The 23408-nt window shown below is 66.9% G+C and carries 33 protein-coding genes and 6 pseudogenes; 28 read left to right on the plus strand and 11 right to left on the minus strand.

All coding sequences use genetic code 11. The annotated features are described in order from the left end of the window. Nucleotides 1-579 precede the first annotated feature (579 nt). The 5 genes and pseudogenes from DPM13_RS12735 to DPM13_RS12760 all read left to right on the plus strand — a co-directional run bounded on the left by DPM13_RS12735 (nt 580) and on the right by DPM13_RS12760 (nt 5258). The gene (locus DPM13_RS12735; RefSeq protein WP_112888155.1) at nt 580-849 is read left to right on the plus strand and encodes a hypothetical protein; all 270 of its coding nucleotides are present in this window, start codon (nt 580-582) and stop codon (nt 847-849) included. Nucleotides 850-1284: 435 nt separating this feature from the next. Continuing rightward, nucleotides 1285-2685: pseudogene (gene xsc, locus DPM13_RS12740) on the plus strand (sulfoacetaldehyde acetyltransferase); the annotation flags it as partial. A gap of 341 nt (nt 2686-3026) precedes the next feature. Beyond that, nucleotides 3027-4034, plus strand: a complete 1008-nt coding sequence (locus tag DPM13_RS12750; protein WP_112888769.1) for a YeiH family protein — start codon at nt 3027-3029, stop codon at nt 4032-4034. Nucleotides 4035-4037: 3 nt separating this feature from the next. Further along, on the plus strand, nt 4038-4880 hold the full coding sequence (locus tag DPM13_RS12755) for a phosphate acetyltransferase (protein WP_112888156.1): 843 nt from the start codon (nt 4038-4040) through the stop codon (nt 4878-4880). A 57-nt stretch (nt 4881-4937) separates the two neighbouring features. Beyond that, nucleotides 4938-5258 carry a hypothetical protein gene (locus tag DPM13_RS12760; protein WP_112888157.1) on the plus strand — a complete coding sequence of 107 codons (321 nt, stop codon included), beginning with the start codon at nt 4938-4940 and terminating at the stop codon, nt 5256-5258. 236 nt (nt 5259-5494) lie between these two features. Here the strand turns inward: DPM13_RS12760 and DPM13_RS23390 are convergent, their stop codons facing one another. The 5 genes and pseudogenes from DPM13_RS23390 to DPM13_RS26095 all read right to left on the minus strand — a co-directional run bounded on the left by DPM13_RS23390 (nt 5495) and on the right by DPM13_RS26095 (nt 7129). Then, nucleotides 5495-5671, minus strand: coding sequence for a hypothetical protein (locus DPM13_RS23390; RefSeq protein ID WP_223252657.1), 177 nt, complete (start codon nt 5669-5671; stop codon nt 5495-5497). 215 nt (nt 5672-5886) lie between these two features. Next, nucleotides 5887-5988 (minus strand): annotated as a pseudogene (locus tag DPM13_RS25165) (GTP-binding protein); the annotation flags it as partial. A gap of 15 nt (nt 5989-6003) precedes the next feature. Beyond that, entirely contained in the window at nt 6004-6162 is a 159-nt protein-coding gene (locus tag DPM13_RS12770; protein ID WP_223252000.1) for a hypothetical protein, read from the minus strand. Further along, a complete protein-coding gene (locus DPM13_RS12775) occupies nt 6159-6410 on the minus strand; it encodes a hypothetical protein (RefSeq protein WP_189654942.1) in 252 nt (83 codons plus the stop codon). Before DPM13_RS12775 ends, DPM13_RS12770 begins: the two co-directional genes overlap by 4 nt. An 8-nt stretch (nt 6411-6418) precedes the next feature. Next, nucleotides 6419-7129, minus strand: coding sequence for a hypothetical protein (locus tag DPM13_RS26095; RefSeq protein WP_317616308.1), 711 nt, complete (start codon nt 7127-7129; stop codon nt 6419-6421). Nucleotides 7130-7683: 554 nt separating this feature from the next. Here DPM13_RS26095 and DPM13_RS20955 point away from each other — a divergent pair. From DPM13_RS20955 to DPM13_RS27120, 6 genes and pseudogenes are all read left to right on the plus strand, one after another. After that, entirely contained in the window at nt 7684-7893 is a 210-nt protein-coding gene (locus tag DPM13_RS20955; RefSeq protein ID WP_189654667.1) for a hypothetical protein, read from the plus strand. A gap of 320 nt (nt 7894-8213) precedes the next feature. Next, nucleotides 8214-8381, plus strand: a complete 168-nt coding sequence (locus tag DPM13_RS20960; protein WP_189654668.1) for a hypothetical protein — start codon at nt 8214-8216, stop codon at nt 8379-8381. Between the two features lie 248 nt (nt 8382-8629). After that, on the plus strand, nt 8630-9079 hold the full coding sequence (locus tag DPM13_RS23405; protein ID WP_223252001.1) for an ABC transporter substrate-binding protein: 450 nt from the start codon (nt 8630-8632) through the stop codon (nt 9077-9079). 45 nt (nt 9080-9124) lie between these two features. After that, nucleotides 9125-9313 (plus strand): annotated as a pseudogene (locus DPM13_RS12800) (hypothetical protein); the annotation flags it as partial. A gap of 100 nt (nt 9314-9413) precedes the next feature. Continuing rightward, complete coding sequence (locus DPM13_RS23410; RefSeq protein ID WP_223252002.1) at nt 9414-9836, plus strand: ABC transporter substrate-binding protein; 423 nt, start codon at nt 9414-9416, stop codon at nt 9834-9836. Nucleotides 9837-10247: 411 nt separating this feature from the next. Next, nucleotides 10248-10484, plus strand: coding sequence for a hypothetical protein (locus DPM13_RS27120; protein ID WP_397244463.1), 237 nt, complete (start codon nt 10248-10250; stop codon nt 10482-10484). A gap of 78 nt (nt 10485-10562) precedes the next feature. On the opposite strand, the gene DPM13_RS19820 is transcribed toward DPM13_RS27120, so the two are convergent. After that, nucleotides 10563-10889, minus strand: a complete 327-nt coding sequence (locus tag DPM13_RS19820; protein ID WP_145963374.1) for a hypothetical protein — start codon at nt 10887-10889, stop codon at nt 10563-10565. A 269-nt stretch (nt 10890-11158) separates the two neighbouring features. On the opposite strand from DPM13_RS19820, the gene DPM13_RS23415 reads away from it, so the two are divergent. Then, on the plus strand, nt 11159-11401 hold the full coding sequence (locus DPM13_RS23415; protein ID WP_262983128.1) for a hypothetical protein: 243 nt from the start codon (nt 11159-11161) through the stop codon (nt 11399-11401). 173 nt (nt 11402-11574) lie between these two features. Here DPM13_RS23415 and DPM13_RS23420 read toward each other — a convergent pair whose 3' ends face one another. After that, nucleotides 11575-12027: a hypothetical protein gene (locus DPM13_RS23420; protein WP_223252003.1), complete on the minus strand. Its 453-nt coding sequence runs from the start codon at nt 12025-12027 to the stop codon at nt 11575-11577. Here DPM13_RS23420 and DPM13_RS23425 point away from each other — a divergent pair. From DPM13_RS23425 to DPM13_RS20970, 4 genes are all read left to right on the plus strand, one after another. Beyond that, entirely contained in the window at nt 12017-12520 is a 504-nt protein-coding gene (locus tag DPM13_RS23425; RefSeq protein ID WP_262983129.1) for an ATP-binding cassette domain-containing protein, read from the plus strand. The genes DPM13_RS23420 and DPM13_RS23425 overlap by 11 nt on opposite strands. After that, complete coding sequence (locus DPM13_RS23430) at nt 12411-12770, plus strand: ATP-binding cassette domain-containing protein (RefSeq protein WP_262983130.1); 360 nt, start codon at nt 12411-12413, stop codon at nt 12768-12770. The genes DPM13_RS23425 and DPM13_RS23430 overlap by 110 nt, the downstream gene beginning before the upstream one ends. A 111-nt stretch (nt 12771-12881) precedes the next feature. Beyond that, the gene (locus DPM13_RS26100; RefSeq protein WP_317616309.1) at nt 12882-13208 is read left to right on the plus strand and encodes an ATP-binding cassette domain-containing protein; all 327 of its coding nucleotides are present in this window, start codon (nt 12882-12884) and stop codon (nt 13206-13208) included. Nucleotides 13209-13397: 189 nt separating this feature from the next. Beyond that, nucleotides 13398-13535 carry a hypothetical protein gene (locus DPM13_RS20970; protein ID WP_189654670.1) on the plus strand — a complete coding sequence of 46 codons (138 nt, stop codon included), beginning with the start codon at nt 13398-13400 and terminating at the stop codon, nt 13533-13535. A gap of 61 nt (nt 13536-13596) precedes the next feature. Here the strand turns inward: DPM13_RS20970 and DPM13_RS20975 are convergent, their stop codons facing one another. Continuing rightward, complete coding sequence (locus DPM13_RS20975; protein WP_189654671.1) at nt 13597-13830, minus strand: hypothetical protein; 234 nt, start codon at nt 13828-13830, stop codon at nt 13597-13599. A 397-nt stretch (nt 13831-14227) separates the two neighbouring features. On the opposite strand from DPM13_RS20975, the pseudogene DPM13_RS27125 reads away from it, so the two are divergent. Next, nucleotides 14228-14305, plus strand: a pseudogene (locus DPM13_RS27125) (IS66 family transposase); the annotation flags it as partial. A gap of 725 nt (nt 14306-15030) precedes the next feature. Here DPM13_RS27125 and DPM13_RS23440 read toward each other — a convergent pair. The 3 genes from DPM13_RS23440 to DPM13_RS23450 are packed head-to-tail and all read right to left on the minus strand — an operon-like array spanning nt 15031 to nt 16870. Then, complete coding sequence (locus tag DPM13_RS23440) at nt 15031-16038, minus strand: aminotransferase-like domain-containing protein (RefSeq protein WP_262983131.1); 1008 nt, start codon at nt 16036-16038, stop codon at nt 15031-15033. Continuing rightward, the gene (locus DPM13_RS23445; RefSeq protein ID WP_223252004.1) at nt 15981-16511 is read right to left on the minus strand and encodes an aminotransferase-like domain-containing protein; all 531 of its coding nucleotides are present in this window, start codon (nt 16509-16511) and stop codon (nt 15981-15983) included. Before DPM13_RS23445 ends, DPM13_RS23440 begins: the two co-directional genes overlap by 58 nt. After that, nucleotides 16508-16870, minus strand: coding sequence for a GntR family transcriptional regulator (locus tag DPM13_RS23450; protein ID WP_223252005.1), 363 nt, complete (start codon nt 16868-16870; stop codon nt 16508-16510). Before DPM13_RS23450 ends, DPM13_RS23445 begins: the two co-directional genes overlap by 4 nt. Before the next feature lie 138 nt (nt 16871-17008). On the opposite strand from DPM13_RS23450, the gene DPM13_RS23455 reads away from it, so the two are divergent. The 11 genes and pseudogenes from DPM13_RS23455 (at nt 17009) to xsc (DPM13_RS12885) (ending at nt 23377) form a co-directional block, all read left to right on the plus strand. After that, a complete protein-coding gene (locus DPM13_RS23455) occupies nt 17009-17158 on the plus strand; it encodes a hypothetical protein (protein ID WP_223252006.1) in 150 nt (49 codons plus the stop codon). Between the two features lie 4 nt (nt 17159-17162). After that, nucleotides 17163-17441 (plus strand): hypothetical protein, encoded by a 279-nt coding sequence (locus tag DPM13_RS20980; RefSeq protein WP_189654672.1) that lies wholly within the window; start codon nt 17163-17165, stop codon nt 17439-17441. Nucleotides 17442-17611: 170 nt separating this feature from the next. Further along, complete coding sequence (locus DPM13_RS12855; RefSeq protein ID WP_397246375.1) at nt 17612-17827, plus strand: hypothetical protein; 216 nt, start codon at nt 17612-17614, stop codon at nt 17825-17827. Between the two features lie 212 nt (nt 17828-18039). Continuing rightward, entirely contained in the window at nt 18040-18210 is a 171-nt protein-coding gene (locus tag DPM13_RS20985; RefSeq protein WP_189654673.1) for a hypothetical protein, read from the plus strand. A 55-nt stretch (nt 18211-18265) separates the two neighbouring features. Continuing rightward, nucleotides 18266-18556 (plus strand): TRAP transporter small permease subunit, encoded by a 291-nt coding sequence (locus DPM13_RS12860; RefSeq protein WP_223252007.1) that lies wholly within the window; start codon nt 18266-18268, stop codon nt 18554-18556. Next, nucleotides 18546-18716, plus strand: coding sequence for a hypothetical protein (locus tag DPM13_RS20990; protein WP_189654674.1), 171 nt, complete (start codon nt 18546-18548; stop codon nt 18714-18716). The genes DPM13_RS12860 and DPM13_RS20990 overlap by 11 nt, the downstream gene beginning before the upstream one ends. Nucleotides 18717-19242: 526 nt before the next feature. Further along, a complete protein-coding gene (locus tag DPM13_RS27130) occupies nt 19243-19455 on the plus strand; it encodes a TRAP transporter large permease subunit (RefSeq protein WP_397246378.1) in 213 nt (70 codons plus the stop codon). A 4-nt stretch (nt 19456-19459) separates the two neighbouring features. Beyond that, nucleotides 19460-19615 (plus strand): annotated as a pseudogene (locus DPM13_RS12870) (Mu transposase domain-containing protein); the annotation flags it as partial. Nucleotides 19616-19801: 186 nt separating this feature from the next. Continuing rightward, a pseudogene (locus DPM13_RS23460) lies at nt 19802-20184 on the plus strand (nuclear transport factor 2 family protein); the annotation flags it as partial. Nucleotides 20185-20226: 42 nt separating this feature from the next. Continuing rightward, nucleotides 20227-21582, plus strand: a complete 1356-nt coding sequence (locus DPM13_RS12880; RefSeq protein ID WP_397246381.1) for an NAD(P)/FAD-dependent oxidoreductase — start codon at nt 20227-20229, stop codon at nt 21580-21582. Between the two features lie 13 nt (nt 21583-21595). After that, nucleotides 21596-23377, plus strand: a complete 1782-nt coding sequence (gene xsc / locus DPM13_RS12885) for a sulfoacetaldehyde acetyltransferase (protein ID WP_080621907.1) — start codon at nt 21596-21598, stop codon at nt 23375-23377. Nucleotides 23378-23408 lie beyond the last annotated feature (31 nt).

Raw genomic sequence — 23408 nt, forward strand, 5'->3', positions numbered from 1 at the left:
CTCGGATTACGAGACCTGGGCGGCGCGCGGGGCGACCGGCTGGGACTGGGACTCGGTCTTGCCCTGGTTTCGCAAGGTCGAGACCGATCTCGATTTCGACGGGCCGCTGCATGGTCTTGCTTGCCGCGTTGCTTTCCGCAAGGATGACCCTCTGCGTTCCCGACCGCCACCCGTGCCCTGTCAAACTGGATGCCGGCTGAAAAGCGCGGCTTCGCACAGGGCATCACCCATGCCATCGCGGCGCTCGGCCATCCGCTGCACGCCATGGCCGTGCATTTCCCCTCGCGCTGATCATCTGCACCCTGGGGGTCGACCCTGATCTATTGGTGGGGGGGCGATCCGTTCTGGCTGCGGGTGGGGCTGTGGTCCTCGGTGTTTCGCACGATGCGGGCGAGCCATAAGGCATCCCCCCGAGGAAGTCGAGGATCTGCGCGACCGAAGATCGTGTGCGAGCGCAAGAGCCTGCCATCGTCGATAATCCGACGACTGCTCAAGCGAAATACCTGCCATTGACCCACCTTATAGCAGAGCCTCGTCCTAGGGCTGGAACGTTATAACTGTTGCCTGAAGGATTCCAACGTGCTCCTGCATCAGCACGAACTGGACCAGAAGACACATCCGACTATCTTTGCGGCCGGCGTGTTTCTGGCCGGGGTGGTGGGTGCCCTAGCAGGCGGCTGGCTCAGCGAAGGCATCCTGCGCAGCACGGGGAACGTGGCGCTGGCACGTATCAGCGTCATTGTCCTGGGCTTTCTCGGCGCGTTCGTGATGCATGTTGCCGGCGATGTTCCGACGGATCTGGTGACGAAGGCGATCAGCCTTAGTGCAGCCTGCTTCTGCGCCGACTGACCGTGGCACCGATCTGGGCTACGCCAATGGATACCGCGCCGCAATATTCGGGGACAGCCAGCGGCGCATGAACGGCATCAACGGCGGGATGAAATCGCCCTCGGGCCGTTGATCTTGCATGACCGGGCGCTGGGCTCCCCTTTGCCGCCTCGCAGGTTGCTGAATGGGCGCGGCCACGGCGCTTTGGATAGGCCGGACCGACCGTGGCCCGATAGCGGCAGCCAAGAAGACGATGACGAGGTAGGCCGTATCTGCGCGGCAGGAGGTCGGCCGGTGCGCTTATGCCTATACACGGGAACTGTCGCTGGCCAACCGCATCACCCGCGAAGTCGAGGCCGCGGTACGAGCAAAGACTCAATGAAGAGCCGAAGTGTTAGGACAGTTCGCGAGCCTGTGAGGCGATCGCATCCCTGATCTCGGTCCTGCCATAGCACTGTTTCGGACCTGTTTCCGAAGGCTGGGATCACGTTTTGGGATACCGCGCACGAGACGAATGCCGGGCTGATGGCGGACGGGTTCACGCGCTCGACCGGCAAGATGTCGATGATGATCGCGCAGAACGGCCCCGGGGTGACCGGCTTTGTGACGCCGGTGAAGACCGCCTACTGGAACCACACCCCGCTTTTGCTGGTGACGCCCCAGGCCGCCAACAAGACCATCGGCCAGGGCGGCTTCCAGGAGATGGAGCAGATGCGTCTGTTCGCGGATTGTGTGTGTTATCAGGAAGAAGTGCGCGATCCTTCACGCATTCCCGAGGTGCTGAACCGCGTCATCATGCAGGCCTGGCGCAACTCGGCGCCGGCGCAGATGAACATTCCGCGCGACATGTGGACCCAGGTCATCGACGTCGATCTGCCGCAGGTCGTGGCCTTCGAGCGCCCGGCCGGGGGCGAGGAAGCCGTGACCGAAGCCGCGCGGCTGCTATCGGAAGCCAAGTTCCCGGTGATTCTGTCAGGTGCCGGCGTCGTCCTGTCGGGTGCGATCCCGGATCTGGCCAAGCTGGCCGAGCGGCTGGATGCACCGGTGGCCTCGAACTACCAGCACAACGACAGCTTCCCGGGCAGCCACCCGCTGGCGGTGGGGCCCTTGGGCTACAACGGCAGCAAGGCCGCGATGGAGCTGATCCGACAGGCCGACGTGGTCCTGGCGCTGGGGACGCGGCTCAACCCGTTCTCGACCCTGCCGGGCTATGGCATCGACTATTGGCCCAAGGAAGCGAAGATCATCCAGGTCGACATCAACGCCGACCGCATCGGCCTGACCAAGAAGGTCACCGTGGGCATCCAGGGCGACGCGGGCAAGGTGGCGCGCGGGATCCTTTCCCAACTGAGTCAGACCGCCGGCGACGAGGGCCGCCAGCAGCGCCGCGACGTGATCGCGCAGACAAAATCGCGTTGGGCGCAGGAGCTGTCCTCGCTGGATCACGAGGACGACGATCCGGGCACCGTCTGGAACGAGGAAGCGCGTCAGCGGGACAGCGACCTGATGAGCCCGCGCCAGGCCTGGCGGGCGATCATGCAGGCGGTGCCGGCGGACGCCATCGTCAGCTCCGACATCGGCAACAACTGCGCCATCGGCAACGCCTATCCCAGCTTCGAGGCCGGCCGCAAATACCTGGCTCCGGGCCTGTTCGGTCCCTGCGGCTATGGCTTCCCGGCGATCCTCGGCGCCAAGATCGGCAATCCCGATACGCCGGTGATCGGCTTTGCCGGCGACGGCGCCTTCGGCATCTCAATGAACGAGATGGTGTCTGTGGGCCGCAAGGACTGGCCGGCGATCACCATGGTGATCTTCCGCAACTACCAGTGGGGCGCGGAAAAGCGCATACCGACGCTATCACGACACGCATCGCGAGGAACTGGGCTTCCTGATCCCCCTGGCACACCGGGTCGAAACCGTCCATGGCGATCATGACGAGGCGCACGAGGACTGACCCATGGCTCACTCCAAGAAGCTGTAGGGGCAGATTAGGGGGCGGGAACGGATCGGAAAAATGCCGGATGTCGCAGAAGCCCATGCCGGAATTCGATAGCCGGTGTGGCAGGCGTCGGCATCGATCCGGCCAACACCCGCCCGTCAGCCCGGCGCCGCCTGTCCGGCCTGCCCGCATCGATCCCTCGGTGGGCGGGCTCGGTCAGGCCCGGTGGCGCGATCCCGCATTCAACAAGGACATCCCCATGGCCAGCACCGACCTGCTTCCCGCCCGCCAGATGGTATCGGACGCCTTTCCGGGCTTTGCCGTATCGGTTCTGGTGGCGGCCACGGCGCAGTTCCTGTCCGAGCATTACGGCGCCCCCGCCATGCTGCTGGCGCTGCTGCTGGGGCTGGCGCTGAACTTCCTGGCCGAGGAAGGCACCCGCACTGCCCCGGGCGTGGCGCTGACCGCCCGGACGGTGCTTCGGCTGGGGGTGGCGCTGCTTGGGGCGCGCATCAGCGTCGACATGCTGGCGGGGCTGGGTGGCGCCGCGATCGCACTGGTCATCGCCGGGGTCGTGCTGACCATTCTGTTCGGCCTGATCGCGGCGCGCTTCGTCAACCGGGATTGGCGCTTTGCGCTGCTGACCGGCGGGTCGGTGGCAATTTGCGGCGCCTCGGCCGCCATGGCCATCGCCGCGGTGTTGCCGCGCCATGAACGCTCGGAACGCGACCTGGCCTTCACCGTGCTGTCGGTGACGGTCTTGTCCACGGTGGCCATGGTGCTTTACCCGATGCTGTCGGGCCTGTTCGGGTTCACGCCGCGCGACAGCGGCGTGTTTCTGGGCGGCACCATCCACGACGTGGCGCAGGTGGTCGGGGCGGGCTTTTCCATCGGCCCCGAGACGGGCGAGACGGCGACGCTGGTCAAGCTGATCCGAGTATCGATGCTGGCGCCGGTGGTGCTGGCGTTTCCGGCATCCAGCGGCACGGGGCCGCTCGACCTGACGGGCGGTCCGGCGCTTCTGGCGCTTTGCCTGGGCTTTCTGGTGCTGGCGGCGCTGAACTCGCTCGGCGTGATCCCGGCCGTGGTCGCGGATTGGGCGGGCGTTCTCAGCCGCTGGGCGCTGCTGATCGCGATCGCCGCCGTCGGCATCAAGACCTCGCTGGCCAAAATGCTGGACGTGGGCGGCGCCGCAATCGGGCTGATCGTCGCCGAAACCGTCTTCCTCGGCGTCTTGGTGGTCGCCGGCCTGCATCTGCTGGGGTAAGCCATGAAACCGCTCGATCGTATCCTGGCCTCCGTGCGCGCCCGGCCGCGCCACATCATCCTGCCCGAAGGGGGCGATCCGCGCGTGGCCGAGGCCGCCGCCCGCATGACCGCCGAAGGCCTGGCCCGGATCACGCTGATGGACGGGCCGGCCGTTGCGGGGGTGACGGCGCTTGCCCCGGCCGAGGCGCCCGACCTGCCCGAGCTTGCCGAGCACTGGCACAGGATGCGCGCCGCCCGGGGCATGACCGCCGACCGCGCCCTGGCCGAGATGCGCGACCCGATCCGCCAGGCGGCGATGCGCGTCCGGCTGGGCCAGGCGGACGGCACGCTGGGCGGGGCCGTCGCCACCACCGCCGACACGGTGCGCGCGGCGCTCCAGATCATCGGCCGCGCGCCGGGCGCCGGCATCGTCTCGAGCTTCTTTCTGATGCTGTCCTGCGGCCCGGCGGCGCCGATCAGGGGCGGCATGATCTTTGCCGATTGCGGGCTGGTGGTCGAGCCGGACGCCGAGGGGCTGGCCTCCATCGCGCTGTCGGCCGCCGACAGCTGCCGCCGCCTGCTGGCCGAGGAGCCGCGCGTGGCAATGCTGTCCTTTTCCACCGCCGGCTCGGCCGACCACCCAAGCCTGCTCAAGATCCGCGAGGCGCTGGCCTTGGTGCGTGCCGCCGCGCCGGGGCTGGAAATCGACGGCGAGATGCAGTTCGACGCCGCCCTCGACGACGCGATCCGTTCCAAAAAGGCGCCAAACAGCGCCCTGACGGGACGCCCCAACGTCTTCGTCTTCCCAGACCTCGCCTCGGGCAACATCGGCTACAAGATCGCCTGCGTTCGGGCGGTCTGGTGACCGCGCAGCAGGGCAGGGGCGTCTTTGTCAACGAGACGCCAAACCCGCAAACGAGCCTTGCTGGGTGCGATCAACGCCACCTTCCCGCAGGACACCACGCAGCATTACAACATCTCCGCGGTTGCCCGCGCAGGCCTTCGTTCCGAGGAACTGCGGGCCATTGTCGGCACGGAAGAGAACGACAGCACGATCCGATTTTATACGAACACGAATAAGACGGGTCAGAGCGTAACAACAGCCGCCCCGGAACGAGCAAAGGACACCGACATGGGCAGTGCCGGGCCAAAGACACGCATCGACAAGCTGGTCGGCGACCATGCCGCCGCCAGGAGCCGCCGGGTCAAGCGCCAGCTCACGCCGGCTAGTTGCAGCAGATGAGTGCCATCCAAGCCGTGCAGTCGCCTTAACCCTGAGCCTGTGGATAGACCGCCGATGCCGATCGATGATTGCAACGAAATGCTGGATCTGGCGACGAGGCAAGGCCGATCGTGCGGCTCCGAACAGCCGCCAGATCGGGTTCCGCGGCCAAGGCCGCAAAACGCGGCCGCATGGAGGCGCTGCCAAGACCCGCATGAAACTGCTGTCGGGCGTCACATGCGGGCTGGCTAGCGGGTTCAGCCGCGCAGCATGGCGCCCAGGCGTCGAAGTGTCGCGCGTCCGACGATGTCGGCGACGTGCCATGCGTATTGCATCGGCACCAGCGGGCTGGCTTGGCGACCACGGCCCGAGCCGGGGGTCGGCCAGCCGCTCGAGGTTTCCCGCCGTGTCGGGAACGGCTTCGTCCTGGCCATCGATGCGCTCGGCCAAGGCGATCGAAAGCGCGGTGGCAGGATCGCGGGCCGAAATGCCAGCCGGCCGCCCGGTTCCTGCAGGCGAGCGCTCGCTCGAGGTCGAGCAGCCCGCTCCCATGTGCAGCAGATGCAGCCGGTGCTGGCAGGATCGTATCGGCCGAGCGGCCCGCGACCAGACGCTGATCGACCGCGAAGCCACCGAACTCGTTGATGACCAGGGCGTGTCGGAATGGCGGTCCAGGATGGCGGTTCAGCAGCGTGGTCTTGCCCGCCCCCAGAAAGCCGGTGAGCAGAAAGACGGGCAGCTGTTCGGCCATGGTCGACGCCGGGTTTCATTGGGGATACTCCGCGACTTTGCGCCAGGCCCTGCCTCGCGCAGCCGCTCGAGCCTGGGCGGCGAAGCCCTCGGCGCGCAGGCGGATGGCGCGGGCATGATCGCTGCGGATGTCCTCGTAGCCGTCCAGCTTCAGGAATTTGGCGAGCCGCGTCATGGTCGAGGGCTGCACCCCCGCAGTCCGCGCCATGGCGTTCGAGTGCCCAGCTGCGGCCGCCATCGGCAGGCGATGGTGCGATCAAGCGGTGCCAGCGGCGCCAGCTGGCGTGATCGGGCGTCGGCACGGATGCCCAGCGCCTGATAGCCCATTTCCAGCGCCTGGCCCGCCATGGTGTAGGGGTCCTGCGAGGCCGAGGCCTTGATCAGCCCATCGCCGGATTTCAGCTCGTTCTCGAACAGGAACACGCGCATTGTCAGCGCAGCGATGCGGCGCTCTTGGGCGCGAGTCGGTCATCCGGTGCAAAAGGCAGCACATCGGCCGGCGGTGGCGGCGCACCGATAAAGCGCGCGATGGCGGCAAGGCAGTCGGCCGGTCGCGTAGCCATGGTATGCGTCGGCTCGGCTGACGGTCCAGCTCGCCACAATCGCGCCAGCGCTCGGGGGAGAATGTTGACCATATGCCGGTGATCGGTCTCCGCGGGATAGCCCGGCGCCAGCAGATTGTGCACGGAATTGTTGGTGAACAGGCCGCGCAGCATGACCTCCCAGTTGCCGCGCCTGGACGAGAATACGTTCAGCAACGCCTTCGCCCTTGCGGCACTGCCCGGGGGCAGCGCCGCGCGAAGAACGGCCCCAGCACCGTCGAGATGGTCGCGTTCCCCTGCACCGGGTTCGACAGCATGTCGACCAGCACCTCGACGCCCAGGTCGGCCAGCAGGATGTTCGAGCGTTGTAACCCCCGCCCGGCAGGCTGAGCGCGCGATGTTCATAGTGCCGATGACGTCGCCATGTCGCGGGCGGGCACCAAAACGCTCGCCGGAGTAGGGGAGCGTCACTTCCAAGCCCTTGCAGCTCGCCGTGCGCTTGCCCGACGCATCGATGCGGATCCGCTTGTCCACCTCGACAAGCGTGATGAGCTCGCCGAAGACCTTGGCGAGTCCGCGATGCATGTTCGAATAGACCACACCGTTCCGCGCGGTCGATGCCCGGTCCAGATCCGCCGCGACAGCCGGTCGCCCGGAACGAAAAGCGGTCGAAGCCCCAGCGACGACAGGTCTGTCGCCCATTCCGCGCGCGCTCGGCAAGCGCTCGACCAGCGCCGTGCTCGTCCTTGCCACAGCCGGTCATCTCGGGCTCTTCGCGATCGAAGGCCCAGATAGGTAAAGCGCCAGACCAGCCCTCCAGCAAATGGGCATGGCCCTCGACGAAACCGGGCATCAGCACCTGGTCGGCCAACCGATGGCCGCCGCGGGCTGCGCGCCACGGACCGGCATCCCGATCCTGGAGGCCTACGGCCAGACGGAAACGCTAATGACATTGCTGAACTACCCCTGCAAGGAGGTTCGCGACGGGTCCATGGGCCTGCCGATGCCGGGGCTCGAAAAACGGTCGGGATCATGCATTTTCTCCGCGACTATCTGGTCGCCGAGCGATCCGACCGCGATCAACGACCGCGATCAACTATGTCGTTCATGCCGGCGCGGGATTTCCGCCATTTTCCTGGGACGGATGCACTACCGTGGCACCTCGCTATATCGAGGCGGCCGAGCGGCACCAGTCGATCACCGCCGCGGCCGAGGCGCTGGCGGTCTCGCCCTCGTCCATGCCGCCGCCATCGATCACATCGAGGCGCAACGGGCTCAGCCTCCCCGGTTCCAAGGCGCGGGATCGCGGCTCACTCGGCGTGAGCGAGTTCAAACGGCTGGCCGTGAAGGCCTGGCCCGCATGACGATCCTTCTTCGCGACATCTGGCCGATTTCCAACCCGCAGGACTACACTGCCCGCATGCCGCTTCCGCGCTGGCCGACCAGGGGTTCTGTCCGAAGTGCGCGAGCGCGGCCGGCCTGCTATCGGCTATAGGCACCTGGGCAGAACTTCTGCGCACCTCACACCGGCCACGCAGATTCCGCCCTCGCATAACCCGGGCAGCGTGATCACTGGTCCGCGCATGGATGACCGCTTCCCGTATGTGCTGCAGCCGCCATGCCGCGCTGCCGCAGCCGGGGATGGTCCGAGTTTGTCACGCTGGAACCAAACCCGGAGCCGCTATTGCTGGACCTGGTCCTGATCGCGGCGCTACCTGATGGCCTCTTCGCGCGCATGGGCCTAGCCATCTGGTTCTTCTGGCCTGCCGACTGGCGGGCGCTGATCGGGCCGCCGGCATCGTGCTGCGATGTTCGTACAGTTCGCCGTCTCGATCTGGAAGCAGACCGATGACCGCGACGCGACGGGCGATCCGTGGAACGGGCGGACGTGGCTGGAATGGGCGACCTCGTCGCGCCGCAAGCTGACGGCGGTTTGCGAAGCATTGTAGTCCACTTGCGAGGCAGGCGATGGCGGCGATGGTCGACCGACGCCTGTTAGGCGTCCCGCGTCCAAGCAGGATTTCTGAGGAATTGGGGCCGGCCGTCAGCTTTGTCCGTCGGTTCGCCGGCGGTTCAGCCCCAAGCCAAAGGAATTCGCCGGTGCCGATTCATTTGCCTGTCTGCCTGCCACCCGCCTTCCGCGTCGTTTCCAGACTGGCCGGCGCCGTCGCGCTGACCGCCCAGGCCACCGCCCCCGCGCTTTCCGCCCAGGAGCCGCAAAGGGGCGGGACACGTGCTGGCGTCCGGCACAAGCCGCGCCACCTGAACTCTGCCGGCAACGGGCGTCGCGACCGCCGTGCCCGCGGCGCAGATCTGACCCGCGCGCCCATGCGCCCGGAAAAGCCCGACGAGGTCGTCTACGAACTGGCGACCGAGATCACCGAACTGGATGCCCACCGGCTGCAGATCAAGCTGCGCGAGGGGGTGACGTTCCACGACGGCAAGCCCTTCACGGCCGAGGACGTGAAGGCCACCTTCGAATATGGCGCGCTGCCCGATCGCCCCGGCAGGCAGTTCGAGGCCCGACCCGGACCGGCACGTTCGAGGTGACGACGCCCGACGACCATACGGTGATCGTCGCCTCTATGACGCCGATCCGGCTACAACATCTCGATCGGCGGCGCGGCGGGGATGGAGGTCAAGGAAACCGTTGCCCTGGCCTCGACCCCCTCCGAGGATGAGGCGGTCGAGATCATCCTGGCGGTGACACAGCTTTACCGCGAAAACGCCCGCTATCTGGACCGCATCTGGAAATGGATGGGCAAGGTCGGGCTGGACTGGATCGGGCAAGGCCCAGTGTCGTGGACGACGGCACCCGCCGATCCGACGGCTGGGACATTCGACACCGACCGGGACCGACCGGGTTCTGGCGGCCTCGGCCTTCATGAGCCTGTGGTCGAACGTCTCGCGCCCCGGCCTTTCCGATCCGCGCGTGCGCCGCGCCATCGGCTATGCCATCGACCGCGAGGCGGTGTCCAAGGTCGCATTCTTCGGCTATGGCCTGCCGCTTTACGGCCTGCCGCTGCCCGAAGACGGCCCCTATTCCTCGGCCGAGATCGCGCGATACGACTTCGACCTCGACAAGGCCAAGACGCTTCGGCCGAGGCAGCCCATGGGGAGTGCCGACTGCGCTAGGGTCGCGCATCCCCCTCGCGTCGCGGACCAGCACGCTCGCCGTCGCCGAATATCTGAATCTTCGGGGAAGTTGTTCAGAATGCCTGTTTCTTCCTCCCCGCCGAAGGGAGGGTTCGTCAGAACAACTTCCACACGGTCGGCCTCGCCAATCTCCGACAGGCGCACCCGGTGAACGGGATGAACGGAAGCTCGAAGGTTGATGCTCGAACAGCAGGCCGCGCAGGTGATTCAGGCACGTCCATAATACACCAGCAACATTGCAACGAAGAGCTGGACGAGCTGATCAACGCCGCCGGCGTGGACGTCGTCGATCCGTGGGACCCGATCCCTCCTGGCCCATGATGCTGCCGCAGCGCCACCACGGCGCGCTGATAGCGTTTCCGGGCCGCGCCGGTTCCGACAGGCCGAGCAGCATACCCATTTCGATCTGGCTGGCACCGTCCAGCGCCACGCTGAGAACCAGGTCTGCGTCCCTGCCGATCACGGCGACGAGATCGCGCCGCAGTTCCTCGCGCAGACGCAGTTGCGCCGCCCTGAACCATGCCGCCTGGTCTGACCTTTTTCGGACCAGCGGGCTGACCCGGTGACGCCGCCGAGGTCGTGCCGCCAGATGGGCGGTGCCAGCGCCGAGGTGATGGCCGCCATCCGCCGCCGCCCCGGCATCCGCTATGCCGCCCTGACCCCGAACATGCAGGGGTTTCAGGCGGCGCGGCAGGGCGAGCGGGCAGGTCGCGATTCCAATCGCGCGGTTGTCGATCTGATCCTGTCGCGGCTTGGCGCGTCAATCCGGCTGGGGCGCCGCGCTGGGCTATGCCGCTGATCGTGGGCCCGCCGGTTGGTCGTGCTTGCTAGCGACTGTCTTCATCTTCATCGGCTGGCTCAGCGTCGTGCTGATCGGCTATTCCAACCGCGACCGGCATGATGCAGGTGATCTGTCCAAGAGCTTCACAGTCAACGGCTGCACCACAGTCGCGGGCACGAGGCGCAGCGGGTCATGGCGATCGTCGTGCTGGTGCCGCTGCTGCTGGTCGGGCTGGTGCCGATCCTGAACGGCTCGATCGACACGATGAACATCACGGATGACGCGTGCCTCGATGCTGGAAGTTCTGGCGCCGATTTCATCCGCCACCAGCGCGCCAGCGGCCTCAGCCACCGTCTTTCGCCGCCAGCCTTGCGGAACGCGCTGTCGCCGATGGTAACCGTCCCGGGTGCGGTTCGGCGTCATCGATCTCCGGCCGGTGCTGGTCGAGAGGCGATCTGCTGGGACGGCCTCGGCACGCTGGCCTGCCGCCGAACTGGCGCGCGACTAGCCGATGTTCGGCATCCTGTTCTTCACCATCATGACGTCATCCGCGGGCCTGTTCGATCCGCTGATCTCTCGCGTGCTGCGCTTCGCCAAAGGACGCTGACATCCGCGCCTGGAAGATCCTCGGTTCCAGCGCCCGCCGTCCATCGGCACGGGCGTGGGACATCTGCCGCCGCAGCCCCTCTGCCATGCTGGGCCTGGCGCTGCTGCTGCTGGTCATGGGAATGACCTTCGCCGGTCCGCATCTCTATCACGTCGATCCGTTCGAGATCGTCTGGGCGCCGCTGACGCCGCCCGGCGAAGAGGCGACTATCCCCTTGGGCACCGACAACCTGGGCCGCGACATCCTGGCCGGGCTGATCGCAGGCGGCAGTGCCACTTTGGCCGTGGGCTTTGACGCAGCCATCATCACCAGCGCATGTCGTTGCTGATCGGCGCCTACGCCCCTCTATGGCGTTTGGGCGCCGTTCTCGATGATGCGCGTGACCGGGGACACCAGGTGTTGCCGCCGCTTCTGTTCGCCAGGTGGTGGTGACCTGTTCCAGCCGACGCGGTCAACGTGGCGCTGGCCATCGGCATCGTCAGCTGGCCGCAGACCGCCCGCCTAACCCGTCCGCATTCCGCCGCATCCGCAAGGGAATATGTCAACGCCATGCGCGCGATCGGCGCGGGCGACGGCCTCACGGCCGTGATCCTGCCCAACGCCTTGCCGCTCCCTGATCGGATCGGCCACGCTGACCAACGCCAGGCCACCCTGTTCGAGGCCGGACTCAGTGTCCGTGGCCTGTCCGTCCCCATCGTGGGGGTGTTCCTGCGGGTGCTGATGATGCAGCTGCGCGTCGATCTGGACCTGCGCGAACGCCGCACGAGGATCGAGCTGGACGAGGCCGCCCGGCGCTTCCGGTCCGAACTGGGCGTCAGCCTGGGCCGGGTCAAGAACTTCTCGACCGAAAGCCTGCACACGCTGCCATGCCGAACCCGTTCTGGACATCCGCAAGCGCAAGGCCGACTTCACCCGCGCCGCGGCACGGCGAATGTGCGGCGGCGTGTCCTTCACGCTGCGCCCGGGCGAGGTGCTAGCGCTGGGCGGCGAATCCGGCTGCGGCAAGTCCGCCACGGCGCTGTCGCTGATCGGCCTGATCGGCCTGCTGGCCAGGAACGCCAAGGCCAGCGGGCGGATCGAATTCGACGCCACCGACCTGCTGGGCCTGCCCGAGAAGGCGTGGGAGGACCTGCGCGGCGGCATCGCCATGATCTTCCAGGACCCGATGACGGCGCTGGACCCGCTGTATCGCGTGGGCGAGCAGATCGCCGAGGTGCTGCGCCGCACCGGAAGGTCGGCCCAGATCGCGGCTGCCCGCGCCGTCGAACTGCTGGCGCGGTCGGGTGCCCGAACCGGAACAGCGCGCGCAGGCCTATCCGCATCAGCTGTCGGGCGGCATGCGCCAGCGCGTGATGATCGCCATGGCGCTGGCCTGCGAACCCAGGCTGCTGATCGCGGACGAGCCGACGACCGCGCTGGACGTGACCGTGCAGGCGCAGATCTTTGACCTGCTGGACGAGCTGCAGGAAGAAGAGGCGATGTCGGTCCTGTTCATCACCCATGACATGGGGGTGGTGGCGGAAATCTCGGACCGGACGCTGGTGATGCTGCGCGGCGATTGCGTCGAGACCGCGCCCACCGCCGATCTGTTCCGCGCCCCGCGCGGCGCCTATACTCGGCGGCCTCTCGCGTCCTTCTACTGGATCGACGCCGACCCCGCTGCCGACTTGCCCGAATCCCGATCGTGCCCGCGCTGACCGACCTGGGTCGCGGCTGCGCTTTCGCGCCGCGCTGCCGGCTTGCGGCCGTGGCATGCCGCGCCGTCCAGCCGCGCCATGTCGGGCTGTCCGCGGGCAATGACCGCCAGCTTGATCTTGAAGCGGCGATGTTCGCGCGCGGCTGCTTGCGTCAGGAACCTGGTCAAGCACTTCCCGACCCCTTCGGGCCATGTCGTCAAGGCGGTGGACGACCTGTCCTTTGCCATCCCCAAGGGCGAGACCCTGGCCTTGGTTGGCGAAAGCGGCTCGGGCAAGACCACGGTGGGGCAGTGCCTGGTCCGCACTGCTGGGCGAGGTCGATCTGGACGGCTTGCGGTCACCACATTGAGGGCGAAGAGCTGCGCCGGGCCAGGCCGCGCTTCCGATGGTTTTCAGGACCCGTTCTCGTCACTGAACCCGCCGACGCATCGGCCATGATCGAGGGACCGCTGAACCTGGGGGAAAGCCGCGCCTCGGCCTTGGAGCGGGCGGGACAGCTGATCCAGGTCGGGCTGCGCGCCCACCTGACGTCGCTTTCCCGCATCAGTTCTCGGCGGGCAGCGGCAGCGGATCGGGCTGGCGCGCGCGCTGGCGACCAAACCCGACAGGATCGCCTTTGACGAGCCGGTGTCGGCGCTGGACGTGGCGGTGCAGGCGCAGGTGCTGAACCTGATTCGCCGGATGCAACGCAGCACCGGGCTGACCTATCTGTTCATCAGCCACGACCTGGCCATGGTGCGGCACGTCTGCGCGCGATCGCGGTGATGTATCTGGGCCGATCGTCGAGCGCGCACCGGCGCCGCGATCTTTGCCGCCCCGGCCATCCCTATACCCGCGCGCTGTCGCCGCCGCGCCCTCGCTCGAGCCAGAGCATCGCCGCGAGGCGGCGGCGCGCGGCTGCGGGCGATGCCAAGCCCGGTGAACCTGCCGAAGGGCTGCGGTTTGCCATCCGCTGCCGATTGCGGCTGCGATTGCCGGCAGCGGCATGCCGGTCCTGCGCGAAGTCGCGGCCGGCCAGGCCGTCGCCCGCGACGTCATAGACCCGGATGACCGGGGGCACCGAGGGATCGTGGCTCGACCCCGCTTCCGCGATATCGAGACGTGCCCGAACCCGGCGGCATTTATTATCTGCGCGATGTCATAGCGATACGCCTTCAGGCACCGGGCGATTAACGGGACAGGGTACCAGAAAATTCGGTGCGCGCCACAGCACCGGTTCACCGGCCTGAAATGCAAGCGCATGGCGCCGTCCGCCGGCACGTCGCAGGGTGGCGCCAGCCGCCCGCGTGATAGCCACGGCCCGCATGGACAGGCCAAGTTTGATCTGACGTCTGGACATTCTTGTCTCCGATAACGGCAAACCTGCTAAAGATCATGACTGCTAGGGCAGAGGCATACCGCTCGGATCGCATTAGGGCAGACACCGTCTCGATAATCGCTGATGCTTTAGGGGGCGCGGTGCTGGCCTGCTGGCCCACATCCTTGTCGCCAAGTTTGACGACCATCTTCCGCTTTATCGAGAGTGTCAGGTCTTCTGTGTATGGGTGATTGGGTCCATGCTTCCTGAGAGGAGCAAGGACGATGGATTTCCAACGAGTTGCCCTGCATTCCTGATCTCGACCGTCCGATGGCCTTGTTCTTTGCATGGCCGCGTAGAGGTCTGGGGGATGGAGATGTCGGGCGGCTCGCTGGGCCTGGGCCTTTGACGCCTGATCGCCAAGCTGGCGGAATGATGGGGCCGATCGCCGTCTCTTGACGCTGGCCGTCCTGCTGGGGTCCGGCCGATATGGGCCGGGCTTGCCGGTCCTCCGGAAATCGACCGCCAATCCTATCTGGTCGGCTGCCTCTATCACTAACTCCTGCGCCGACAGCAGCCGGTCGGTGCCCGCCGCGAAATGCTGCCGCGACAGCCCGTCGGCGGGTCTGGCGATCCTTGCTGTGTTCGATCCATCGCGCGATCTGACGCTAGCCTGGCTGCTGCTGGCGTCCCTGCGGCCTTGCAGGCTGGCGCGCAAGACGACGCCGACACCGGCGTGGCCACGTCCCCGAGGAAATGGCCGGCAACGCGAGCTGGACGGGCGCGAGCTAGTGGCCTGCCCTATGTGCCGCCGGCTGTCTCAGTTGGTACGAGGTTCTGCCGCGCCGGGCTGCATCCGGCGCTGGGGCTGCGCGATCATCAAGGCTATTCCGCATGGCGCGCTGCAACATTTATTGCAGACTTGCGGGCGGAGGAACGCCATGCCACCGACCCGCCACAGGACTATGAACATGCCATCTGCCGCTGCTGCTGGTGGCTATGGGCCTTTGGACTGTTCATGACCGGGGTCAGTTCAGCGCTTTCGATCCCCACGACTGCGGTGCTGGCGGGGTTCATGACCGGCAAGCCGCTGGGGATCACGCTGTTTAGCTGGTTCGCCGCCATGTGCTGCGGCTGGGCCTGCCCGACGGCATGACGCTGCGCGACCTGCCGGTACTGGCTGTGCCACGGCATCGGCTTTCCTGGCCAGCGTGGACACCAGCTCGCCCGGGGCGGTGCAGGCGCCAAGGATGGCGCGATGGAGGTTGCCAGCGCGATCGTGGCCACTTGGCCGGGCGGCTGTTGGCGGTCCGCCTGGCTTAGCCGCCTGCTGCGCCAGGCCCGTGTCATCCGGTCGATGCGGGCAGACGCCCTCGGGGATCGACCGTCAGTGATCGAGCAATAGCCCAAGCGAAAGAACGGGCAGGGCTCGGGCGGGGTTTCGAAAAAGACGTGCCCCGGCTCGATCAGCACGCTTTCGGCGCGCAGCCGCCGGGCCAGGTCCGCGCTGTCGACATCCGGCGCGCCCCGGATCCAGACGCTGGACCCGCCCGAGGCCGCCGCGCCCGCGATCACCAGCGAGGTGCGCGAAATCGCCTCCTCGAGCACCTGGCGCCGGGCCTTCAGCGCCTGCCGCAGCCGCACGATATGGGCGTCGTAATGGCCTTGGGCCAGGAAATAGGCGGTGATGCGCTGCAGATGCGCGGGCGGGTGGCGCAGCATGATCGCGCGCAGGTCGCGCGCCCGCGCGATCAAGGGGGCGGGCGCGACCATGTAGCCGATCCGCAAGCCGGGAAACAACGCCTTGGAAAAGCTGCCGATATAGATGACCCGTCCGGCCCGGTCCAGGGACTTCAGCGCGGGTGCCGGCGGCGCCAGATAGGACATCTCGAAATCGTAATCGTCCTCGATGATCAGGAAATCCTCGGCCGCGGCCCGCGCCAGCAGCTGGCGGCGGCGGTCCAGCGGCATGGTCGCGCCGGTCGGGATGTGTGGCTGGGCGTGACGATACGAGCGGCGTGGCCCGGGCGGTATCGCCGGATCAAGGCCCCTGCCCCCAGCGGCAGAAAGGTGGTGGGGCTGCGCGCCCGGCGCAGCGCCTCGGCGAAATCGGGGTATCCCGGCTCCTCGGTCACGGCCAGCCGGTCGGGGCGAGCCAGCAGTTCGATCGCCAGGAACAGCGCGTTCTGCGCGCCCAGCGTCACCAGCACCTCGTCGGGGCGGGCCTGGATGCCGCGCCGGGGCAGGCTGTTCGAGCAGATATAGTCGATCAGCAACGCGTCATCGACGCCATACTGGTCCGCCGCCAGTTCCGCGAAATCGCGCGTCCCCAGCGCCCGGCGCGCGCAGTCGCGCCATGCGACATGGTCGAACAGCGAGGATCGGCCTGGCCATAGATAAAGGGGTAGCGGATAGTCGCGCCAGTTCGCCGGCTTGCGGATCACCCGCTGGCGCTGCGGGACATGCCAGCCAGCCCTCCCAGTCCGACGCGCGCGCCGCCCCGGCCGCCGCCGCACCCGGCCGTGGGCACCGTGGCCGCGACCATCACGCCCGAGCGCGGCGCCGTCTCCAGATAGCCTTGGCTGACCAGTTCCTGATAGACCAGCGTCACCGTCATGCGCGACACCCCCAGCGCATCGGCAAGCCCCCGCGACGAGGGCAGCCGCACCCCCGGCGGGGCCCGGCTTTCCAGAATCGCCCGGACGATCGCCGCCGCCAGCCGGCCCTGCAGGGTCGGGCGTCGTTGCGCAGAAAGATCGTCTGCAACCGGAAGGGTGTCAAGCAATCTGGCAAGCAGGGTCATGCTTCAATGGACAGTATCAAAAAACCATCGCTCTGCGGCAATATTCAACAAGGAAATCTGTGACACTTGTTCTTTCACAGGGAGTGGAACCGCATCAATCAAAGTTTCACGACTGCTGGCCGGAACCGCGTGTGACTGGTGCTGGCCTCGCGCCTTGCCAGGATCGCCGCGCCCATCGACGGGGTGACGGTGCAGCTGGACGATCCCGGGGCCAGCCATGACGATCGTCGCCGCGCGGAACTGGAACTGGCTGGCTCGGTGCCGCGCAAGCTGTTCGTGAAGGACTGACGCCATGTTGCAGATGCAGCTGACGCCGTCGCCCATCACGGCGACGGTGGATTTCTCGGCGCCCGGGGTCAGCCACGGCTTCCTGCGCCGCCCTTCGCGCGCGACGCGCCCTGGACTGCGCCGACGCCTGCGGCGCGACCTGCAGGGCGAGGTCGGCGACCGCTGGCGAGCAAACCTCGAGGATGCTGGCGTGCGCATCATCGGCTGGGGCATTCGGGTTTCCGGGTGCATACCAATCCAAAAAGCCGATTACGACGGTCGCCGACCGTGCAAGGGCTGGTGATCCGTGTCACCAAAAACGACATCAAAATCCACACCATAAAAACAAGAACAACCCGACGCCGATGGCCTGCAATGAAACACACGCCGCCCTTCAGCTGAAGGCGTGGCGGTCTGGAACATCACTCTGCCATCGACCGTGAACGCGAGGGCGCCAAGGGCGAGCGCATCACCATCACCGGCCGCGTCATCGACGGCGCCGAGATGATCCTGCGCGATGCGCTGTTCGAAAGCTGGCAGGCGGATGCCGAGGGCATCTATCCCGGCAACGACCCGCGCGGCCGGGCCGATCCGAACGTCACCGGCTGGCCCCGGGCGTACCGGAGAGCAGTCCGCGAAGCCGGTGGCGACGTGCCCAGGGAATCACCGAGCACCGCCACGACGAAGTAAAGCGCTCTCATGGACCTGGCGACCAAGGATGTCATGTCCCCCGTTCTGTCATCGGATCGCCATTTTCGATGTTATTGATCGTCATCCTCGCCCGCGGGCCGGATGAGTGAAGGAGAGCCCCCATACTACGTATGGGACCGCACCGCCGTCAATGCCTTCTTCCTGAACCGCCCCGGTTTACCGGAGAGTAGAACACTCAAAGGATGAGCCCTATGAAGCGACATCTGCCGAACGCTTCGGCGATCTTCCACGCCAGTTCGCCAGCTCTCGCGCGGCAGGTGTTCGGCGGATTTGTAGGTCCGCAGCTGATGAACTGTCGATCATCCTTTTCCTTTTCGAATATTTCGGTGTCGTATGCGGCGCGGGCGGCGCCACCTGGATGACGCACCATCTGAACATGGCCGCGCCGCACCGCGCGCTTTCTGGAGTTGATCGCGATTGTTCTGGATCGCCTTCAACATCGTCTTCATCTGGCAGTCGATCCAGTTCATCGGGCGTCTCAAGCCGTTCGTGAAGGCCCAGACCCTGGGCTGGGAAATGCGCTGGGTCTACACGGCGCTGCCCATCGCCTTTGCGCTGATGACGATCCGCATCCTGCAGGTGAACTACCGCAAGCTGGTCAGGGGATCGACCCGCGTGACCCCGACAAGGTCGAGGTCGAGCAGGCTCTTGAACTGGCCGAGGATGAACAGCGCGCCGGTGACCGGGAGCACACGAATTGAACGATGATGTCGTAGAAGTCCTGTTCGGCACCTTCGCACTGCTGATGGTCCTGGGCGCGCCGATCGTGGTGGCGCTTGGCGTCGCCGCCCTGGCCGCGATGCTGTATCTGGGCGCAACCCGATCAGATGGTGCGGTGTCCGGACGTCCTTGCGGTCGTTCCCGCTAAGGCGTTGCCCACGTTCATCATGGCGGGCGCCCTGACGGCGGCGCTGATGGTCCGGCCGCCGCATAGCCGAAAACATGGCCGTCCCTCATTGGCGCTGTCCGACGCCACCATCGTCGCCTGCCGTGCTTCGCGCGATTCGGGGCCGCACCGCGACCACGGCGGCGGTGGGGATGCTGATGATCCGCGGCATGATCCGCCGGCTTCAGCGCGACTTGCGGCCTCGGTCACGGCGGCGGCGGGCGGCCGGGGATCGTGATCCCGTCGATCATGTGGCCACCTCGCTTGCGCCGCTGGCGACGCTCCCATCCCGAGGCGCGGGCCGCAGGCGATTGCGACATTTCGGTGATGGCGGGCTTCCTGCCGGGCGCCGTGATCCTGGCGGTCAGCTGCGATGAATGGGTCGATGCGGGACGCGGCTATCACGGATCGCCGAGCCGCTGCCGCTGCGCAAGTCGCCTGCGCCCGCTAGCAGGGGATCTGGGCGCTGGGTCTGCCGGTCATCATCCTGGGCGGCATCCGCTTTGGCATCGTCACCCCGACCGAGGCCGCCGTCGTCGCCGTCGTCTATGCGCTGTTCGTGGGCCTTGTCGTCTATCGCGAACTGGAAGCCCGAGCTGTTCGAGGTGTTATGCGATCCGGCCTGGCTTGGCCGGACCAGGCGCTGGGCGATCGCGGCGATCTGCGACGGCGCGATCCTGGCGGAAAACATCTCTCCGGCATCGTCGCGGTCGGCTCCTGAGCCTGGCCATCAGGATGTCTGGATCCGGGCCTATATGCATGAAGTGGTGATCGGTAGTCGTGGCGAGGTGATCGCCCGCCATCCCCGGTGCTGGGAACGCGATGAGATCGTCTTCGACCCGATCCATTACCTTCCGCTGATCGAGCAGAAGATCAATGCGCTTCCGACGCCACCCATTCGCCAGAGCCTGGTCATCGCCTCGGGCATCCCGGGCGAGAGCAGCGGCGGTCAGCGGGAGTCACCTTGCCCTTCGCCGTGGAGGCGACCGCTGCGACTGCTGGCACCTTATCGCAGGATCCGGCTGTGAGGGTCGCATGCAGGGCACTGACCACAGGAGTATCCGCAGATGACCCGCACCCTGACCGCCGACGACCTGAAAGCCACCTTCGACGCCTTCAACCGCCACGACATCGACGCCGTGATGACCCATTTCGCCGACGCTTGCGTGTTCTATACCGTCGCGGGCGAGGCCGAATACGGCACCCGCATCCAGGGTCGCGAGGCCATCGCCCGCGCCTTCCAGGCGGTCTGGCAAGCCATGCCGGACGTGGAATGGGCCGACCACCGGCATTTCCTGTCCCAGGACGGCACGCGCGGCGTCAGCCAATGGACCTTCCGCGCCACCCAGCCCGACGGCAGCCGGATCGAGGTGCAGGGCGCGGACCTGTTTCGCTTCCGAAGCGGCCTGATCGTGGAAATCAGCCGATCCGCAAGGATCGCCCGATCATCACCCGCAACGTCAATGGCCAGTCCATCGACAATCGCGGGTCGGTGCCGTTCGACCCGCTTTACGACCCGCTCAAGGCGCGCCAGCTTGGTCCCCGCAGCGACTATGCGCCGACCTACTGGATCGGCACCGCCGGCCCCGCGCCTGCGGACGACGGCCCGGTCCGCTGCGACATGGACGTGGACGTGGCGGTGATCGGCTCGGGCTATACCGGCCTTTCCTGCGCGCTGCACCTGGCCAAGATGCACGGCATCAAGGCCACGGTGCTCGAGGCGAACGGCGTCGCCTATGGCTGCTCGACCCGCAACGGCGGCCAGGCCCAGATCAGCGCCGGCCGGCTCAAGCGCAGCCAATGGACCCACCGCTGGGGCATGGATGTCGCGCGCGGCATGCAGCACGAGATGGTCGAGGCGTTCGCACTGTTCGCGGGCTGCTGCGCAATTTCGGCATCAAGTGGGATCTGCTGGTGGCGGCCACTGTTACATCGCCCACAAGGCCGGCGTCATGCCGACTCTGGGGCCGAGGCGGCGCTGCTGAACGACAGCTTCGGCTATGGCGCCCGGATGCTCGACCGCGACCAGGTCCATCGCGAGGTTGCCCGCGACCACGAAGCGCATGGCGCCCTGTGGGAACCCGACGGCATCGGCATCCACGCCGCGAAACTGGCCTTCGGCTATCTGCGGGCGGCACGCGAGCTGGGCGCCACCGTCCACCCCGACAGCCCGGTCACGCGATGGGACTACCGGGGGGGTGTGCACACCCTGTGTACGCCCGGAGGCACGGTCCGTGCACGCCGTGTGGCGGTTGCAACCGCGGCCTACGCGCCCCGCGGCCTGCACCCCCGCATCAAGGACCGGCTGCTGCCGATCATGTCGAACAGCATCGTGACGCGGGTCCTGACGCCCGACGAACTTGCGGCGGTGGGCATCCGCACCGGCTCGCCCCTGACCGATACCCGGACGCTGCGACACTATTACCGGCTGCTGCCCGACAACCGGCTGCAGATCGGCTCGCGCGCTGCGATTACCGGACGCGATGCGGCAAATCCCTCGCATCTCAATGGGTTGTGCGAAGGCATGGCGCGCAAGTTCCCCGCCCTGCGCGGCATCGCGCTGGATTACAGTTGGTGGGGCTGGGTCGATGTCAGCCACGACATGATGCCGCGCATCACCGGCCTGCCCGACCTGCCGAGCGCCTTCTATGCGCTGGGTTATGGCGGCAACGGCGTCATGTATTCGGCCATGGCGGGCCGCCGCTGCACATCTTGTCGCCGGCAGCGCATCCCCAACCTCCCGATTTTCAACGATGAATTGCCCCACGAAGGCTGGAGGACACCGTTCCGGCGGCTTGGCCAGTGGGGCCTCTATCACCTCTATCACTACCGCGACGAGCGGGCATAAGGAGCTATCCGCCATGAAGATGACGACCGAGGAAGCGTTTGTCAAAGTTCTGCAGATGCATGGGATCGAACATGCGTTCGGGATCATTGGCTCGGCCATGATGCCTGTGTCCGACCTTTTCCCGAAGGCCGGGATCACGTTCTGGGACACCGCGCATGAGACGAATGCGGGGCTGATGGCCGACGGCTTCACCCGCTCGACCGGCAAGATGTCGATGATGATCGCGCAGAATGGGCCCGGGGTGACCGGCTTTGTCACGCCGGTGAAGACCGCCTACTGGAACCACACCCCGCTTTTGCTGGTGACGCCCCAGGCCGCCAACAAGACCATCGGCCAGGGCGGCTTCCAGGAGATGGAGCAGATGCGTCTGTTCGCGGATTGTGTGTGTTATCAGGAAGAAGTGCGCGATCCTTCACGCATTCCCGAGGTGCTGAACCGCGTCATCATGCAGGCCTGGCGCAACTCGGCGCCGGCGCAGATGAACATTCCGCGCGACATGTGGACCCAGGTCATCGACGTCGATCTGCCGCAGGTCGTGGCCTTCGAGCGCCCGGCCGGGGGCGAGGAAGCCGTGACCGAAGCCGCGCGGCTGCTATCGGAAGCCAAGTTCCCGGTGATTCTGTCAGGTGCCGGCGTCGTCCTGTCGGGTGCGATCCCGGATCTGGCCAAGCTGGCCGAGCGGCTGGATGCACCGGTGGCCTCGAACTACCAGCACAACGACAGCTTCCCGGGCAGCCACCCGCTGGCGGTGGGGCCCTTGGGCTACAACGGCAGCAAGGCCGCGATGGAGCTGATCCGACAGGCCGACGTGGTCCTGGCGCTGGGGACGCGGCTCAACCCGTTCTCGACCCTGCCGGGCTATGGCATCGACTATTGGCCCAAGGAAGCGAAGATCATCCAGGTCGACATCAACGCCGACCGCATCGGCCTGACCAAGAAGGTCACCGTGGGCATCCAGGGCGACGCGGGCAAGGTGGCGCGCGGGATCCTTTCCCAACTGAGTCAGACCGCCGGCGACGAGGGCCGCCAGCAGCGCCGCGACGTGATCGCGCAGACAAAATCGCGTTGGGCGCAGGAGCTGTCCTCGCTGGATCACGAGGACGACGATCCGGGCACCGTCTGGAACGAGGAAGCGCGTCAGCGGGACAGCGACCTGATGAGCCCGCGCCAGGCCTGGCGGGCGATCATGCAGGCGGTGCCGGCGGACGCCATCGTCAGCTCCGACATCGGCAACAACTGCGCCATCGGCAACGCCTATCCCAGCTTCGAGGCCGGCCGCAAATACCTGGCTCCGGGCCTGTTCGGTCCCTGCGGCTATGGCTTCCCGGCGATCCTCGGCGCCAAGATCGGCAATCCCGATACGCCGGTGATCGGCTTTGCCGGCGACGGCGCCTTCGGCATCTCAATGAACGAGATGGTGTCTGTGGGCCGCAAGGACTGGCCGGCGATCACCATGGTGATCTTCCGCAACTACCAGTGGGGCGCGGAAAAGCGCAACACGACGCTGTGGTATGCCAACAACTTCGTCGGCACCGAGCTGGACCGCGACACCACCTATGCCGGCATCGCCAAGGCCTGCGGCGTCAATGGCGTGCAGGTCAGGTCGCAGGAGGAGCTGACCCAGGCCCTGCACGACGCGGTCGAGCGGCAGATGAAGCACGGCGAAACCACCTTCATCGAGGTGCTCTTGAACCAGGAGCTGGGCGAGCCCTTCCGCCGCGACGCGATGAAGAAGCCGGTTCCCGTGGCCGGCATCGATCCGGCCGACATGCGCCCGCAGCGCGGCGCCGCCTGATCCGGCCTGCCCTGCTAAAACGATCCCTCCG

Origin of the sequence: Paracoccus mutanolyticus, from assembly GCF_003285265.1 — a bacterium.
Taxonomy (GTDB): domain Bacteria; phylum Pseudomonadota; class Alphaproteobacteria; order Rhodobacterales; family Rhodobacteraceae; genus Paracoccus; species Paracoccus yeei.